The sequence below is a fragment of the Paenibacillus litoralis genome (genome assembly GCF_046244365.1).
Classification (GTDB): Bacteria; Bacillota; Bacilli; order Paenibacillales; family NBRC-103111; genus Paenibacillus_V.
Genome location: NZ_CP176395.1, coordinates 2604250 through 2618201, shown reverse-complemented (window position 1 = coordinate 2618201; position 13952 = coordinate 2604250). Strand labels below are relative to the sequence as shown.

Here is a 13952-nt window from a genome sequence, read left to right as displayed (position 1 = left end):
ACGAAGGCATTTCCGGTAATCTATTTTTTTGCCTTCATCCTTACAGCGCACAAGAAAAAGCCTATCGACCGGAAGATCGACAGGCTTTCTTTACATAGTATGCTTGTTGCCTTACACTCATGAGCGTCCGGCATGCGGCACTTCGATCGCGGTTGCAGGCCGGCTCGGTCTCCACAGCTGTTCCAGCGCGATGACCGTTAACGTTCCGACGAGAAGCCCGTTGCCGAGCACGTACTGCAGAATCGAAGGAAGTCCCTGAAAAGCCTCCGCAGGCAGGAACATCAGCCCGAAGCTGATCAACAGCGTAATGCCGAGTATCGACAGCCTGCGCTGGTCGAGCGCTTCCTTCACTATCGACTGCATTGAAATGCCGACCATCTGGACGAAGGACGCCAGAATGACCGCGCAGGCGACAGGCTCCGGCAGCAGAGCGAGCACGCCAACGATCGACGGAAGAAAGGAAATCCCGGCTAAAATCAGACAAGCCGCCAAAAAAGGCCGCCTACCGGTTTGACCCGTCAGCCGAATGAATCCTGCCGTTACCGGCAGCGGGACAATGCCTACCGTCGAGAAAGCCGAAGACAGCAGATGCGAAATGCCGCCCGAAATGCTGCCTCGCTTAAGCGATCGCTCTTCTCTTCTGTCCGTTTCAGGCACGACTTGACGAATCGCGGACAGCGCCGCCACCGTATTCGAGACAAGGATGAAAGTAAATAATATGGCGGTAACCGTTATGCCCGCATTGAATTGCGGCGCTCCCCACGCGAACAGCTCCGGCAGCTTGAACGGATCGGCCGCATGCGGAACGGAAAGTGAGCTTTTGCCCGCCGCGAGAAAGACCGCCCAGCCCGTCGCGATCCCGATGAGCACCGCATAGTTCTTGACCCAGCCCCTTCCTTTGACCGACAAGAAGAGCACGAACGCGAACAGCCCGAACGAAATGCCCGTCACCGTCCAGTCCGAACGGGACGCTCCGCCCTGCAAGCCCATCATCCCCTTCATGAAAACGCCGCTAAGCTGAAGCGCCAAAATAAACAGAAAGCTCCCGGTCACAAGCGGCGTAAACAGAAACAAGAGGCGCTGCACGAATCCGCTAATGCCGAGCAGGAACAACAGGAGTCCGGCCATAATCAAGCCGCCCTCCAGAATCGGCAGCGTATCCTGCGGGTTTCCGCCCTGCCTGACGGTCACGTCGGCCAGGATGACGAACACGCTGACCCAAGAGCCGGCCGGCCCATCCGCGATCGGGTACCGGTGGCCGAGCCAGCCCTGGATGAAGGAACTGATGCCGACGACGAGGAACGTCCTTTGCATGAGGGAGGATATCGCCTCCGCCGGCAGTTGAAATACGCCCCCGAGTACGATCGGAAAGGCTACGGAGCTGGCCAGCAGGAAAATAAACCATTGAAAAGCGCTCAGGCCTGCCGTATAGCTTTTGGTCACCATCCTTATTTCGCCCCTGCCCCTGCTTGAACCAGCATATCATGAATCGCTTTATACCCGCGCAAGGACGCGTGCTGCAGAGGCGTGACGCCTTTATCGTCGGCGATCGTCACATCCGCCCCGTGATCGATCAGGAGCCGGACGATCTGTTGATGCTTTTCTCCCCCGTTGCTTAGGATGATCGCTTCCAGTAGAGCAGTCCAGCCCAGGTTGTTGATATGATTGACATCGACATCGGAATTCGTCAGCAGCTCCTTCACGACGTCCACATGCCCTCTTTCCGAAGCCGGAATCAATGCCGTTCCGCCAAACCGGTTCGTCAGCTTCGTGTTTGCGCCGGCCTCAATCGCCAGTTTCACAATATCGAGCAGCCTTTCCGCGCCGGCATACAGAAACGGATTGTCCCTGCGGTTATCCTGTTTATCGATGTCTGCGCCCGCTTCGAGGAGCGCCTTGACCGTTTCGGCGTGCTTGCCGTGCGTCGCCGCCAGGACGGGCGTTCTGCCGAGATCGTCCTGCGCGTCGATGTCCGCGCCTTCCTTCAGCAGTCTTTTGACCGCAGTTGTATCTCCCCGTTCTGCAGCCTGAATCAATGTTCCGTGCATTTCGCTCACGCCCTTCTTGGAATCTGTCGGTTCCGGCATTCCGGAGACCCGGCAGCCCGCCAGCAGGATAAATACCGCCGCAATCGGAATCAGCTTCACCGGAATGCCTCCTTTATGTTTCGCATGCTTCTATGCTAACATGAGACGAACCATAGGAATAATATTTAAAAGATTGCATTTCCATATCGTAAACATATAGTGAACAAGGAGGACGCTGCCTTGGATATTCGCCAGCTGCGTTATTTTATCGCCATTGCCGAAGAAAGAACCATTTCCGCCGCCGCCCGAAGGCTTCATATCGCCCAGCCTCCCTTAAGCCAGCAGCTTAAGCTGATGGAGGATCAGCTCGGCGTCTGTCTGGTGGAACGGACGAATAAACGGCTGTCGCTAACGGAAGCCGGCCAGACGCTGTACAAGCATGCGCTCAAGATCGCCAAATATATGGAGGAATCGGAAACGGAGGTGAAGGAGGCCGGAAGCGGGCTGAAGGGGAAGCTCACGCTCGGCATCAACACGCTGTCCCATCCCGAGCTGCCCGGGCTGCTGCAAGCGTTCCGGTCCCGCTACCCGAAAGTGACGTATAAGATCCAGCAGAATGAATCCGCCCTTCTATGCAAGCTCGTCAAGGAACGGATTGTCGATCTGGCGATTATCCGCCTGCCTCTGGATCTGAACGACTTTTCGGTTCTGCATTTCCGGACGGAACCGTTCTATTTCGTCACTCCCGGTAAGCAGGAGCCTGTCCGCAGGACCGTCACCTTCGAATTTATCGCCGAGCATCCGCTCGCCATTCCGAGCTCCGAAGGACTTGGCGTTTACCATCTCGTGTGGGAAGCTTTCTCCTCGCGCAACCTGAAGCCCGACTTCATCTGCGAATGCTCCGATATCGCCATGATGATGGAACTCGTTGCATCCGGCTTCGCCTCCGCTATCGTCCCCGAGAACGTGCTCAAGCTTCATCGCAGGGATAACGTGCAGGCTTACGAAATCGAAGACTCGACGCTGCTTTCCTCCTCTGCGCTTATTTGGCTGAAAGACCATTACGTTTCCAAAACGGCGCAAAACTTTATCGATTTCCTTACGGTCTCTTCGCCTTCCGCCGGCGGCTAGAACAGTAATCAACAGGATGAACAGTCGTACCGCCCCCAGACAAAAAACCGCCCGGAAACGGTCCGGACGGTTCGGCGAACATGCCGTACCAAGCGTCGGCAGACGCCCGCCGTACCGGGCTAGACGCTCAGCCCCTCCAGCATGATGCCGACGTTCTCGTTATAGATCGCCTGGAATTGCTCGATCGGCAGCGGATTCACCCCGATTCCCGCTTCGACCGTAAATCCGGGACGGCGAAACTCCTGAATGAACCAGTCCTTGTAGCCCGCGTCGCTGCCCGTCAGCTTCACAGGCCGGTACCCGCTCGCTTGGCCGAAGCGCCTCGCGATCGCTTCCGATTCCGGCGGCTCCATATCGCGATAATTCCAGTATAATTCCTGGCCTTGCGTATGAAACGATACGACAAGCCGAAACGGTTTGCTTCTCGTAAAATCGGCAAGCGCCTTCGCTTCCGGCTCGCTTAGCGGGAGTTGTCCCGGGAAGTCGCGGGGGCCCGGGCCCGCCGTTCCCCGGCGTTCGAGCTCGCGGTCCCAATGCGCGGGAAACTGGTCGTTCAGATCGACGCCGCGAATGTTCGCCTTCCATCTGGAGAAGTCGTAGGAGCCGCAGTTCATGTCCAACAATTCCCTGTAGTACGGGTGCTGCGGGGTAATGCCTTCCTGCGCAAGCTCTACGCCGTCCGGGTTCAGCATCGGAACGAGCCAAACCGTCGTCTCCGCATACAGCTTGCGGACGTTTCTGCCCCGCAGCGACGCGCCTCCCGAATAAGCCGCGGCATATTCCTCGGCAAACTTCATCAGGAGCATCGCCGTGATCCACTCGCTGGCATGGACCGCTCCATTGTAATGGACCTGTTTCGGACCGCTGCCGATGCGCAGCGCCGGGATCTTTTTTCCCATGACGCTTTGGCCGATCTCCTCATAGCCGATAAACGGATAAACCCGCCGCAGAGCGGCGATATCATCCATCAATTCGACGTATCCGTACATGACGGACGTATCGACGATCGACGTTCCTTTGCTCTCCGGAATCGCAATCGTCCGGCCGATCTCCAAGCGCTGCGGATCCGTACCGGGATTCGCAGCAAGCAGATCGGACAGCGCTATGTTGAACCGCTTCGCTATGTAATAGAACGTATCCCCCGGCTGAATGACGTACCGGCTCGGAACGTTCTGCGGGATCGTCAGCACTTGACCGGGAACGACTTGATTGATGTTCGCAAGCTGCGGATTTGCCGCGGAGATTTCCCTTACACCGACGCCGAATCGTCTGGCAATCCGGTACACCGTATCTCCCTTTTGCACGACATACGAAAATGCCACCTCTCTGCCTCCCTCCGTACTCCTCGTCTTAAGGATGCTTATGCCGGGCGACCGGGCCGCATGCCATACAAAAAGACGGATCAACCGGAAATACCGGCTGATCCGTCTTTTGGCGAATGCAGGCAACGATCGTTCTTCGCCATATGCTTCCCTTATACGATTTGCGGAACCTGCCAAACGACCGGCGTGACTTTGATCTGTTCGCCAAGCCATTCCCGTGCGATCTTCCGAAACATGACCGGGTCGCCGCTGCACGAAAACTGGTGCACCGGAAGCTGGCTGGCTTTGGCAAGCCGCCCGCTGTGATACAGCAGCGTACTGATCTCGCGGGCCGTTTCGTCGGCCGAACTGATCAGCGTAACCGACGGTCCCATCGCTTCGGCGATCGCTTCGCTGATGAACGGATAGTGCGTACAGCCGAGAATCAAACAGTCCATCGGGCGGCCGGCAAGCGGAGCCAGCGTCCTTCCGATGATCTCCCGCGTCTGTTCGGTGCGGAATTGCCCTCGTTCCACGAGCGGCACGAATTGCGGACAGGCGAGACTGATCACCTCGACGAACGGCGACAATTCCTTCAGCGCGATCTCGTAAGCGCCGCTGCGAACCATTCCGTCCGTTCCGATCACGCCGACGAGGCCTCTGCGGGTCGTTTTGATCGCCGCTCTGGCGCCGGGGTGTATGACGCCCACGACCGGGACGGGCACCGACGAACGGATTTGCTCGAGAGCGACGGCGGTAGCGGTATTGCAGGCAATGACAATCATTTTCGGACGAAATTGCATTAAGTAATCGACGATTTGTCCTGTGAACATGGAAACCTCGGCAGGCGTCCTCGGCCCGTACGGCGTACGCGCCGTATCGCCGAAATAGATGATTTTTTCTTGTGGAAGCTGACGCATGACTTCTTTGACGACCGTTAATCCGCCGACGCCTGAATCCAATATCGCTATCGCTTGCTGCACGATCTATACGCTTCCTTTGCACGAGTATGGTCGAAAAGTTACGTTAAAGCGTACCGGTTTGCCGATGCGGACGATTCGCTTCCGAAACCGGCGTGCATCCCCCTGCTTCGTCCCCGAATGCATCCATCCACATGGTTAGAATATGAGGGTGCCGCACGAAATGTACCGTGACAAACGCCTTCAATTCGCCTCCGGCGGCGAAAACGCGGCCTTCGCGCACAACCTGGCCCCAGGGCGGATTAACCGCTTCCCGGCGAACGTTCCGTTCTCTCTGGATAAAGGGCCCCTATCGCGGCATTCGGCTTCCCCTGATCCTTTACGTTCCGTACGTTCCTTCCGATACAAACAGGACAAATTGCCTCAAGACTGCAAGGGTTTGGCGGGCGCCCGTCGAAATGACTAGGTAACGAAATGTCGAGAGGTCGGAGTGCATGTTCGAGCAGACAAATGCCAGAAACAGCGGGACCAAATTTCATTTTGACAACAAGTATTACAACGATCCCCGGAAATACGACGCCATCCTTCTTTATCAGGTCGGAGATTTAAGCGGAGAGACCGGTTTTTCCATAGGGAACCACTTCCAGTTTTGCTATGAAATCAGCTATATCGCCTCGGGCAGCGGGTATTACTACAGCAATGACAAGCGTTATCCGGTCAAAGCCGGCGACGTTTATATCAGCTTGCCCGGGGAGCGTCACGACGGCCAAGCCGATGCGGTCGACCCGTTCCGCTACTATTACATCGGCTTCGGCTTCGACACGTCCAAAAGCGAATATGGCAGCCTTATTCACGTTCAGCGTATGTTCGATCAGGTGCAAATACCGGTAACCGCGGATAAATTCGGTATCGAAGCGCCGTTTCTCGGTATTTTCAACGAGCTGATCAATCTGAAGGACTACTCCGATCTGCTGATCAAAACCTATCTGCTCCAAATTATCTTTTTCACGTACCGGAGTTTTTTCGACAGCTGGGAGAAGCAGTATTCCCGCCAAAATGCGGCGGATGCGAATCAAAGCCTCATTTACGAAATCATTCACTATATCGACAGCAACCTGGAAAACGGAACGATTATCAAGCTTACGCAGCTCGAAGAGAAATTAGGCTACAGCTACTCCCATCTGTCCCATCTTTTTTCGCAAAAGACGGGCTTCACCATCAAGCAATATTTCAACCGCAGACGGTTCGAGAAAGCCGTAGAATGGCTGAAGGACTCGGCCTACAGCATCACGCAAATATCCGAAAAGCTCGGCTATCAATCCATCCACACGTTCAGCAAAGCGTTCCGCAAAAGCTACGGCGTCTCCCCTACAGACTACCAGCAGCTGATCGTCAATCGCAAAAAAGGAACAATCGATTAACCGTTATGGTTAAAGACAGCTCCCGCCGCTTCTTGATACGATTCCAACAAGGATAAACGCCATTCGGCGTCTTTTAGCGCCAGACGTTTACCGAGAAATCGAACAATCAGCGGAGTTAATGCTTCCTGAGATTTTGAGAAAGGCAAGAGGGCATCCGCAAAGGAAGAGAGGCGAACATGACTATGGCGAAGCTGAGAATAGGCATTATCGGCACAGGCGGCATTTCCGGCGTTCATATGCGTTCGTATGCGGCCAATCAGGAAGTCGAAATGGTTGCGTTCTGCGATCTGATCGAGGAACGAGCCGCCAAGAAGGCGGAGCAGTACGGGGTAACCCGCATTTACACGGACTATCGCGAAATGCTGAAGGATCCGGAGCTGGATGCGGTCAGCATTTGCACGCACAACAACTCGCATGCCCCGATCGCCATCGCCGCCATTCAAGCAGGCAAGCATGTGCTGGTCGAGAAGCCGCTCTGCAAAACGGTCGAGGAAGCGCTCGAGGTGGAGAAAGCCGTACGGGCAAGCGATCGCGTGCTGCAGGTCGGATTCGTCCGCCGTTACGGCAGCAACACGAAAATCGTAAACCGCTTCATCGAAGCGGGAGAAATCGGCGACGTGTACTACGCCAAAGCTTCATGTCTGCGCAGAATCGGCAATCCGGGCGGTTGGTTCTCCGACCTGGAACGGTCAGGCGGCGGCCCGTTAATCGACTTGGGCGTGCACGTGATCGACCTCTGCTGGTATTTAATGGGCAGACCGAAGGTGGCGTCGGTGAGCGGCAACACGTACAAAAAGCTCGGCAACCGTTCGAACGTGCAAAACATTTCCTACTACAAGTCTTCGGATTACGATCCGGACAAGAACGACGTAGAGGATTTGGCTAACGCGCTGATCCGTTTCGAGAACGGCGCCTCGCTTCTTGTAGACGTAAGCTTCACCCTTCATGCGAAGAAAGATGAAATTACGGCTAAAATCTACGGGGAAAAAGGCGGCGTGGAGCTCGAACCGGAACTGCTGCTGGTCAGCGAAAGGCACGATACGATTCTGAACGTCACGCCTCAGGTAGACAATCTCGCTTTTGACGTGGGACAGGGCTTTGCGAACGAAATCAATCATTTCGTCGACTCGTGCCTGGGCCGTACCGTCACGCTTAGTCCCGTAGAGGACGGGGTGGAAATGATGAAAATATTATGCGGCATCTACGAGTCGGCAAAGCTCGGCCGGGAAATTCATTTTAGGGAGAGCAGCGGATGAAGCTAACGAATAAGATCGGCGTCATCGTCGACAGCTTCGGCGTCGGCGTTCGCGAAGGGTTGAAGAAAGCGGCTGAGGTCGGAGCGGAAGGCGTGCAAATTTTCGCGGTCCGCGGCGAGATGGATCCTTACAACTTGTCTCCTGCGGCGCGCAAGGAGCTCAAAGCGTATATCGGCTCGCTCGGGCTGGAAGTCGCTGCGTTATGCGGCGACCTGGGAGGCCACGGCTTCCAGGATGAATCGGAAAATCCGCATAAGGTGGAAAAATCGAAGCGTATCCTCGATCTGGCTCTTGAGCTTGGCACGAACGTCGTAACGACGCATATCGGCATCGTGCCGGAGGAATCGCATCCTTTCTATCGGCCGATGCTGGAAGCGTGCGAAGAGCTAGCATCTTATGCGGCAAGCATGAACGCGCATTTCGCGATCGAGACGGGACCGGAAACCGCCTCGCATCTGAAAGCCTTTCTGGACAAGCTGAGCTCCACAGGGGTAGCCGTCAATTTCGATCCCGCCAATTTCGTTATGGTGACCGGAGACGATCCCGTGAAGGGCGTCTATACGCTTAAGGACTATATCGTGCACACGCATGTCAAAGACGGCCTCAAGCTGCGCGACTTCGTCGATCCGATCGCCGTTTACGGCTTCCTTGGGCATAAGGGGATGTCTCACGAAGAGATCTCCGACATGGCAGCCTCCGGAGAAGCGTTCCGCGAAGTGCCGCTCGGCGAAGGCAACGTCCGTTTCGACGATTATTTTGCGGCGCTGTCCGATATCGGCTACAAAGGGTATTTGACGATCGAACGCGAAGTAGGCGCAAGCCCGGAAGCGGATATCCGCCGCGCAGTCGAGTTTATTAAAAGGTTCCGTTAGACCTGTACGAAAGCGCGCTCTCCTATCGGAGCTTGTCACAACACAGCGCGGCGGCGGCCAGTTGCCGCATGACCCGATTGCGGGAAGGACGAATAACCCTGCGAAACCGCTGATTGGATAAGCGGTTCGCAGGGTTATTATTCGAGTGCGGAAGAATCGGCCGAAATCCGCTTTTCCCGGTATTGTCCCGGCGTAATCCCTTCCTGCTTGCGGAAATAGCGGATAAAATTTTGCGAGTTGTTATACCTGAGCCGCTCGGCGATTTCGGATATTTTCATATCCGTCTCGACCAGCATTTCCTTCGCCCTTCTCAGCCGAAAGCCGGATAAATAGTCGCTGAAATTGATGCCCGTTTCCTTGCGGAATACGCCGCGTATGTAATCCGGATGGTAGCCCAGCCGGGAAGCGCACAGATCGAGCGACAAATCCGTCTCGGCTTCCGCATGGATCATCTCCACCATCTGATCCGATATGCGCATGTACTGTGATTTCCGTTTCTTCTCGAACTGCTCGATCAGCGGAAAGAGGAGCGTTTCCCGAAACCACTGCCCGATTTCTTTGACCGTCTTGAGCCGGTACAACTGGTCGATCAGCGTTTTCTCGCCGTTGTAGAGCGAAGCGATCGGTTCGCCGGCATGATGCGCCATTCTTACAAGATCAAGCAGGAAAGCGGTAAGCGGCACAAAATATTCTCTGTGACTGACTTTTTCTTGAAAAATGTCCTGCAGGTAGCTTTCCAGCAAATGATCCGCTCGCGCAGTATCGGCCAGCTTCACGGCATCCAGCAGCTCTTGTACGGTCCGTCCGGGGAGCAGCGACAGAATCGTTCCTTCCGGCTCCGCATCTTCGATGTAGATGATAGAACCGGTTCCGATCCGAATCGTATATTTCAAAGCCTCGGTCGCGTCCTGGTAAGCCATGTGAGCTTCCTCGATCGCGCCATAGAAGCGGCTGATGCCGATGCTGACCTCCAGCTTCAGGTAATGCCCGACCTTCTGCCGGATTTCTGCCGCCAGATCGTTGATCCGCTTTTTGCACGCTTCTTCGCTCTCTTCCAAGCAGCCGAGCAGCGTTACCTGGGTTCGGCGTACAACTGTCGGCTTCAGCCTCTCGGTTGACGGGATGATTTCGCCGACGATGTTGTTAATCGCGAAGAGAAGCAGATCCTCATCCATTTCCTCATACCGGGTGCCTTCTATCGAATCGATCTGAACCGCCATCACGCATATGCGATCCCAAGTATTTTGGTAAGCGAAGTTTACCAGCTTTTCGCCGATTTCCCGGCTGCGGACTTCCCCTTGATAAAGCTTGATTAGAAACAGTTCCTCGACTTGCCGCCGCTGGACTTCAATAATGCCGGTCAAGCGATGCTTCGTATGAAGCATTTCATCGACCTGACTGCCGATAAAGGCCAACTCGTCCGTATCAGCCGGTTCAGCAGCCTTCGACTCCGCCTGCAGCGAGCGGTACAACCGGCTTATCGGACTGTACATTTTTCTCGAGCCCAGCCAAGCCAGAATCATCGTAACCGCTAGAATGAGGAGGCATGCGGTGTACGTATACCATTCGATCACCCTTGAATCTTTCGTGATCAGATCAACCGCGGAAACGGAAACATAGGTCCAGCCATTATAAGGCGATCTCCGGAAGGTTACGCCAATATCGTCATTGGCCTTTGCCGTAGAATTATATGTGCCTACCGCCTCCGACCCGCTGTGAATCGGCTGAAATTCTGCAGCCCCGCTCATGTCTTTGCCGACCTGGACAGGATCGCTATGCGCAAGAATGCGGTTATTTTCATCAAGAATCATCACTTCGCCAAGCTCACGGTCGTTTGCCAGCAGCTTGTTGATCTCTTTGCTTTTGAATTTGACGATAATGAGCCCCGTAGGGCTGGATGCGTGCAGCGGCAGCTTTTTGACCAGATGCACCTGCTCTCCCGTTTCATCATGCGTCCAGTAGCTGGTTTTGCCGTTCGCGGCGTATTGCTTCACCATAGCGCTCTGTTCAAAACCGTCCAAAGGGAGCACTTCCGTGCTGTTATCTAGCGCCCACCCGCTTTTCAAGCTGACGAGCAGTATGTCCTGGATGCCCAGATCAAAACTTTGCAGCTGTAAAAGTCCTTGCAGCAACGCATTTACCGTTTCAAACTGGTTCGGGGTTAACCGCATATTCAATGCCGAATTCACGAGCGATGAGCCGATGAATTGCGTCGCGGATTTGTCTGCCGTCTTCAGGATCTGCTCCACCCTTTGCTGGGTCTGCTCCAAATTCAGCATGTTGCCTTTGGCTACCTTATCCTGAATGATCTCGGACGACTTCTGATAAGACAACACCCCTAAAATAAGCACCGGAAGGGTCCCCAAAAGCAAGCTGAACAAAATCAGCCTCAGTAAAAATTTAGGCGGACGGAATCTCATGAACGGGACAACCTCCAGAAGGTTCGAAATAGGCAAGGAATTCACTACCGGTCCCGGCAGTGAATTCCCGAAGTTCTATTGTAATGCAGCGGCCGCCTTCGGGCTAGCTTCGTCTTACTTTTTCTGCTTGGCGTACTGCGCGGTGTACTCCTCGATCACCTTGTCCCCGCCGCTCTTCTTCCATTGCTCGACCGCCTGGTTCCAGCCCGCTTCATCGATTGTGCCCATGATGAATTTGATTCGGGCATCCTGCACGATTTTCGTGATTTCCGAGCCTTTCTCCGCAAGCGTAGCCGACTGGAACGATTCGGCCGGATTGGCTACGGCGATCGGCGTATTCTCCTTGAACATCTGCTTGTATTTCTTGACGATCGGCATATCTTCGCCGGCATCTGCCATGCCTCCGTCATCGAAGCGGATTTGGTAGACCGAGTTAATATCCGTTTCGTACGCTTTGCCGTCCGTGCGCGCCGGTTTTCCGTTCTCGATTTTAAAATGCTTGCCCTCCACGCCCCACTCGAACAAATTTTGCATCTTTTGGTCCGCCAGCTTATCCATGAAGCCTAGAATTTGCTTCAGTTCCTGCTCGGTTTTTACGCTCGTCTTCGGGAACATGTACGTGCCGACGTAGCCGCCGTTGTACAGCATCAATCGTTCGCCCTTCGGCCCGTTAATCCGGCTGACCACATCAAGCACCGCGTTCGGATTCGCCTTGACCAAATCGTTGAAGCCTGCGTTCACGTCGTCGAGCGTACTGATGATTAGTCCGGCTTTTCCTTGGTTGATCGCTTCCTGCCGCTTCGTACCCGGCACTACGGCAAAGTCCTGATTGATCAGCTTCTCGTCATACATCCGCTTGTACAGCTTCATCGCGTCCACGTATTCCTTGGTCATAAAATCAGGGACGATCTTGCCGTCTTGAACGCCGTACAAATTCGGACCGCCGTACCAGGCCAGAAACGTCTGGAAGCCGTTCATTCCCCGTCCTTCATACATCCCGAACGTATCGTCCTTGCCATTCTTGTCCGGGTCCTTCGTGGCGAACGCTTTCACGACATTGTAGAAGTCGTCGATCGTTTTGGGTGCGCTCAGGCCAACCGCATCCAGCCAATCTTTCCGCAAAATAACCCCTTCCCGCGCAACCGGACGGCTTCTAAAGATGCCGTACACCTTGCCGTCAACGGCAATATTATTCAACACCAAAGGGTTCAGCTTGCTTAGATTCGGGTAATCCTTCAAGTAAGGGCCGATTTCCCAGAACATGCCGGATTGAACCGCATTGACGATACCGGGGCTTTTGTTGCTGGCAATCATCATGATCTTGGGAAGCTCGCCTGCCGCAATCGTTGCGTTGATTTTATCGTTGTAGGCCGAATTCGGCACCCATGTGATGTCCAGTTTCGCTCCCGTATACGCTTCTATCATTTTGACAGCCTCATTGTCCGCTTTAGGCGGCTCCGCCGAATAATACATATTCATCATCGATAGCTTGAGCGGCTCCTTAGGCTTCGCCGTTTCCTGCGATGTCGGTATAGGCGACGAGCTCGAAGCCGTTTCCGATCCTTGACTGCCGCAACCGGCAACCAGTCCTACAGATAAAGAGACCGCCCCGATAACTTTCCAGCCACTCCGTTTCATTCCCGTCCATTCTCTCATTGTGATCCTCCCTTATACTCTCTTATTGTATAGTAAAAGACGACGAAGAAAGCATCATCCTTTAACCGAACCCAATAAAACGCCTTTGGCAAAATGCTTCTGCAAAAACGGATACACCAGCAAAATCGGCAGCGTAGATACCGTGATGACCGCCATTTTGATCGACTGCGGCGGAATCGCAAACGAATCGTTTACTTGGCTGGAATCGCCGATTCCCCCCTCAGCCATAATAACGACCTGCCGCAATATGACTTGTATCGGCCATTTCGTGGTATCGTTAATGTACAAAATGGCGGAGAAAAAGGAATTCCAATGTCCGACCGCATAGAACAGCGAGAAGGTGGCGATAGCCGGCAGCGACAGCGGCAGCACGATTTTGAACAGAATACCGAGGTCGTTGCAGCCGTCGATTTTGGCCGATTCCTCGATCCCTTCGGGCATTTGCTGAAAAAAGTTTTTGAGAATAATCAGATTAAACGCGCTGATCGCTCCCGGAATTAACAGGGACCACAAGGAATTCATTAAACCGAGTGCCTTCACGATCAAGAAGGTAGGGATCATCCCTCCGCTGAAGAGCATGGAAAAAATAATCATTAGCATCACGGGCTTGCGGCCCAGCAGCTCTCTCCTTGACAACGGATAAGCCATTACCGCCGTAAAAAAAATGTTGATCAGGGTCCCGACGACCGTAATGTAAACGGTGTTGAGCAAACTCCGGACAATCGTGTTCGTCGAGAAAATGTACGTATAAGCCTCCAGCGAGAACCGCTTCGGAATAAGCACCATACCCTGTCTGGTAAATTCCTCCGGCGATGCCAGCGATCCCAGAACCATATATAGAAAAGGAACAAGCGTAATGACCGCAAACGCAATAAGCAGCGTTAAATTACCGATATCGAACAGCCTGCTTCCAAGCGTTCGTTCTTTCATGGAATCCCTTCTTCCGAG

The 13952-nt window shown here is 54.3% G+C and carries 12 protein-coding genes; 4 read left to right on the top strand and 8 right to left on the bottom strand.

What is annotated here, in order from left to right; translation table 11 throughout:
• Positions 1-117: 117 nt before the first annotated feature.
• Together ACKGJP_RS10505 and ACKGJP_RS10500 are read right to left on the bottom strand one after the other, a co-directional pair.
• Positions 118-1446, bottom strand: a complete 1329-nt coding sequence (locus ACKGJP_RS10505) for a purine/pyrimidine permease (protein WP_409345602.1) — start codon at positions 1444-1446, stop codon at positions 118-120.
• Positions 1447-1448: 2 nt separating this feature from the next.
• A complete protein-coding gene (locus tag ACKGJP_RS10500; RefSeq protein ID WP_409347125.1) occupies positions 1449-2087 on the bottom strand; it encodes an ankyrin repeat domain-containing protein in 639 nt (212 codons plus the stop codon).
• A gap of 180 nt (positions 2088-2267) precedes the next feature.
• On the opposite strand from ACKGJP_RS10500, the gene ACKGJP_RS10495 reads away from it, so the two are divergent.
• Positions 2268-3158 (top strand): LysR family transcriptional regulator, encoded by an 891-nt coding sequence (locus ACKGJP_RS10495; RefSeq protein ID WP_409345601.1) that lies wholly within the window; start codon positions 2268-2270, stop codon positions 3156-3158.
• A 119-nt stretch (positions 3159-3277) separates the two neighbouring features.
• Here ACKGJP_RS10495 and ACKGJP_RS10490 read toward each other — a convergent pair whose 3' ends face one another.
• From ACKGJP_RS10490 to ACKGJP_RS10480, 3 genes are all read right to left on the bottom strand, one after another.
• A complete protein-coding gene (locus ACKGJP_RS10490) occupies positions 3278-4480 on the bottom strand; it encodes a M14 family zinc carboxypeptidase (protein WP_409345600.1) in 1203 nt (400 codons plus the stop codon).
• A 152-nt stretch (positions 4481-4632) separates the two neighbouring features.
• Positions 4633-5442 carry a glutamate racemase gene (gene racE / locus ACKGJP_RS10485; RefSeq protein ID WP_409345599.1) on the bottom strand — a complete coding sequence of 270 codons (810 nt, stop codon included), beginning with the start codon at positions 5440-5442 and terminating at the stop codon, positions 4633-4635.
• Between the two features lie 43 nt (positions 5443-5485).
• Positions 5486-5662 carry a hypothetical protein gene (locus ACKGJP_RS10480; protein WP_409345598.1) on the bottom strand — a complete coding sequence of 59 codons (177 nt, stop codon included), beginning with the start codon at positions 5660-5662 and terminating at the stop codon, positions 5486-5488.
• Positions 5663-5873: 211 nt separating this feature from the next.
• Here ACKGJP_RS10480 and ACKGJP_RS10475 point away from each other — a divergent pair, with 211 nt between their 5' ends.
• From ACKGJP_RS10475 to ACKGJP_RS10465, 3 genes are all read left to right on the top strand, one after another.
• Entirely contained in the window at positions 5874-6800 is a 927-nt protein-coding gene (locus tag ACKGJP_RS10475) for a helix-turn-helix domain-containing protein (RefSeq protein WP_409345597.1), read from the top strand.
• 182 nt (positions 6801-6982) lie between these two features.
• Positions 6983-8056 carry a Gfo/Idh/MocA family protein gene (locus ACKGJP_RS10470; RefSeq protein WP_409347124.1) on the top strand — a complete coding sequence of 358 codons (1074 nt, stop codon included), beginning with the start codon at positions 6983-6985 and terminating at the stop codon, positions 8054-8056.
• Positions 8053-8928, top strand: a complete 876-nt coding sequence (locus ACKGJP_RS10465) for a sugar phosphate isomerase/epimerase family protein (RefSeq protein WP_409345596.1) — start codon at positions 8053-8055, stop codon at positions 8926-8928. The genes ACKGJP_RS10470 and ACKGJP_RS10465 overlap by 4 nt, the downstream gene beginning before the upstream one ends.
• A gap of 137 nt (positions 8929-9065) precedes the next feature.
• Here the strand turns inward: ACKGJP_RS10465 and ACKGJP_RS10460 are convergent, their stop codons facing one another.
• The 3 genes from ACKGJP_RS10460 to ACKGJP_RS10450 all read right to left on the bottom strand — a co-directional run bounded on the left by ACKGJP_RS10460 (position 9066) and on the right by ACKGJP_RS10450 (position 13934).
• Positions 9066-11348, bottom strand: a complete 2283-nt coding sequence (locus tag ACKGJP_RS10460) for a helix-turn-helix domain-containing protein (RefSeq protein ID WP_409345595.1) — start codon at positions 11346-11348, stop codon at positions 9066-9068.
• Positions 11349-11462: 114 nt separating this feature from the next.
• Entirely contained in the window at positions 11463-13004 is a 1542-nt protein-coding gene (locus ACKGJP_RS10455; protein WP_409345594.1) for an extracellular solute-binding protein, read from the bottom strand.
• A 54-nt stretch (positions 13005-13058) separates the two neighbouring features.
• On the bottom strand, positions 13059-13934 hold the full coding sequence (locus ACKGJP_RS10450) for a carbohydrate ABC transporter permease (protein WP_409345593.1): 876 nt from the start codon (positions 13932-13934) through the stop codon (positions 13059-13061).
• Between the last annotated feature and the right edge of the window lie 18 nt (positions 13935-13952).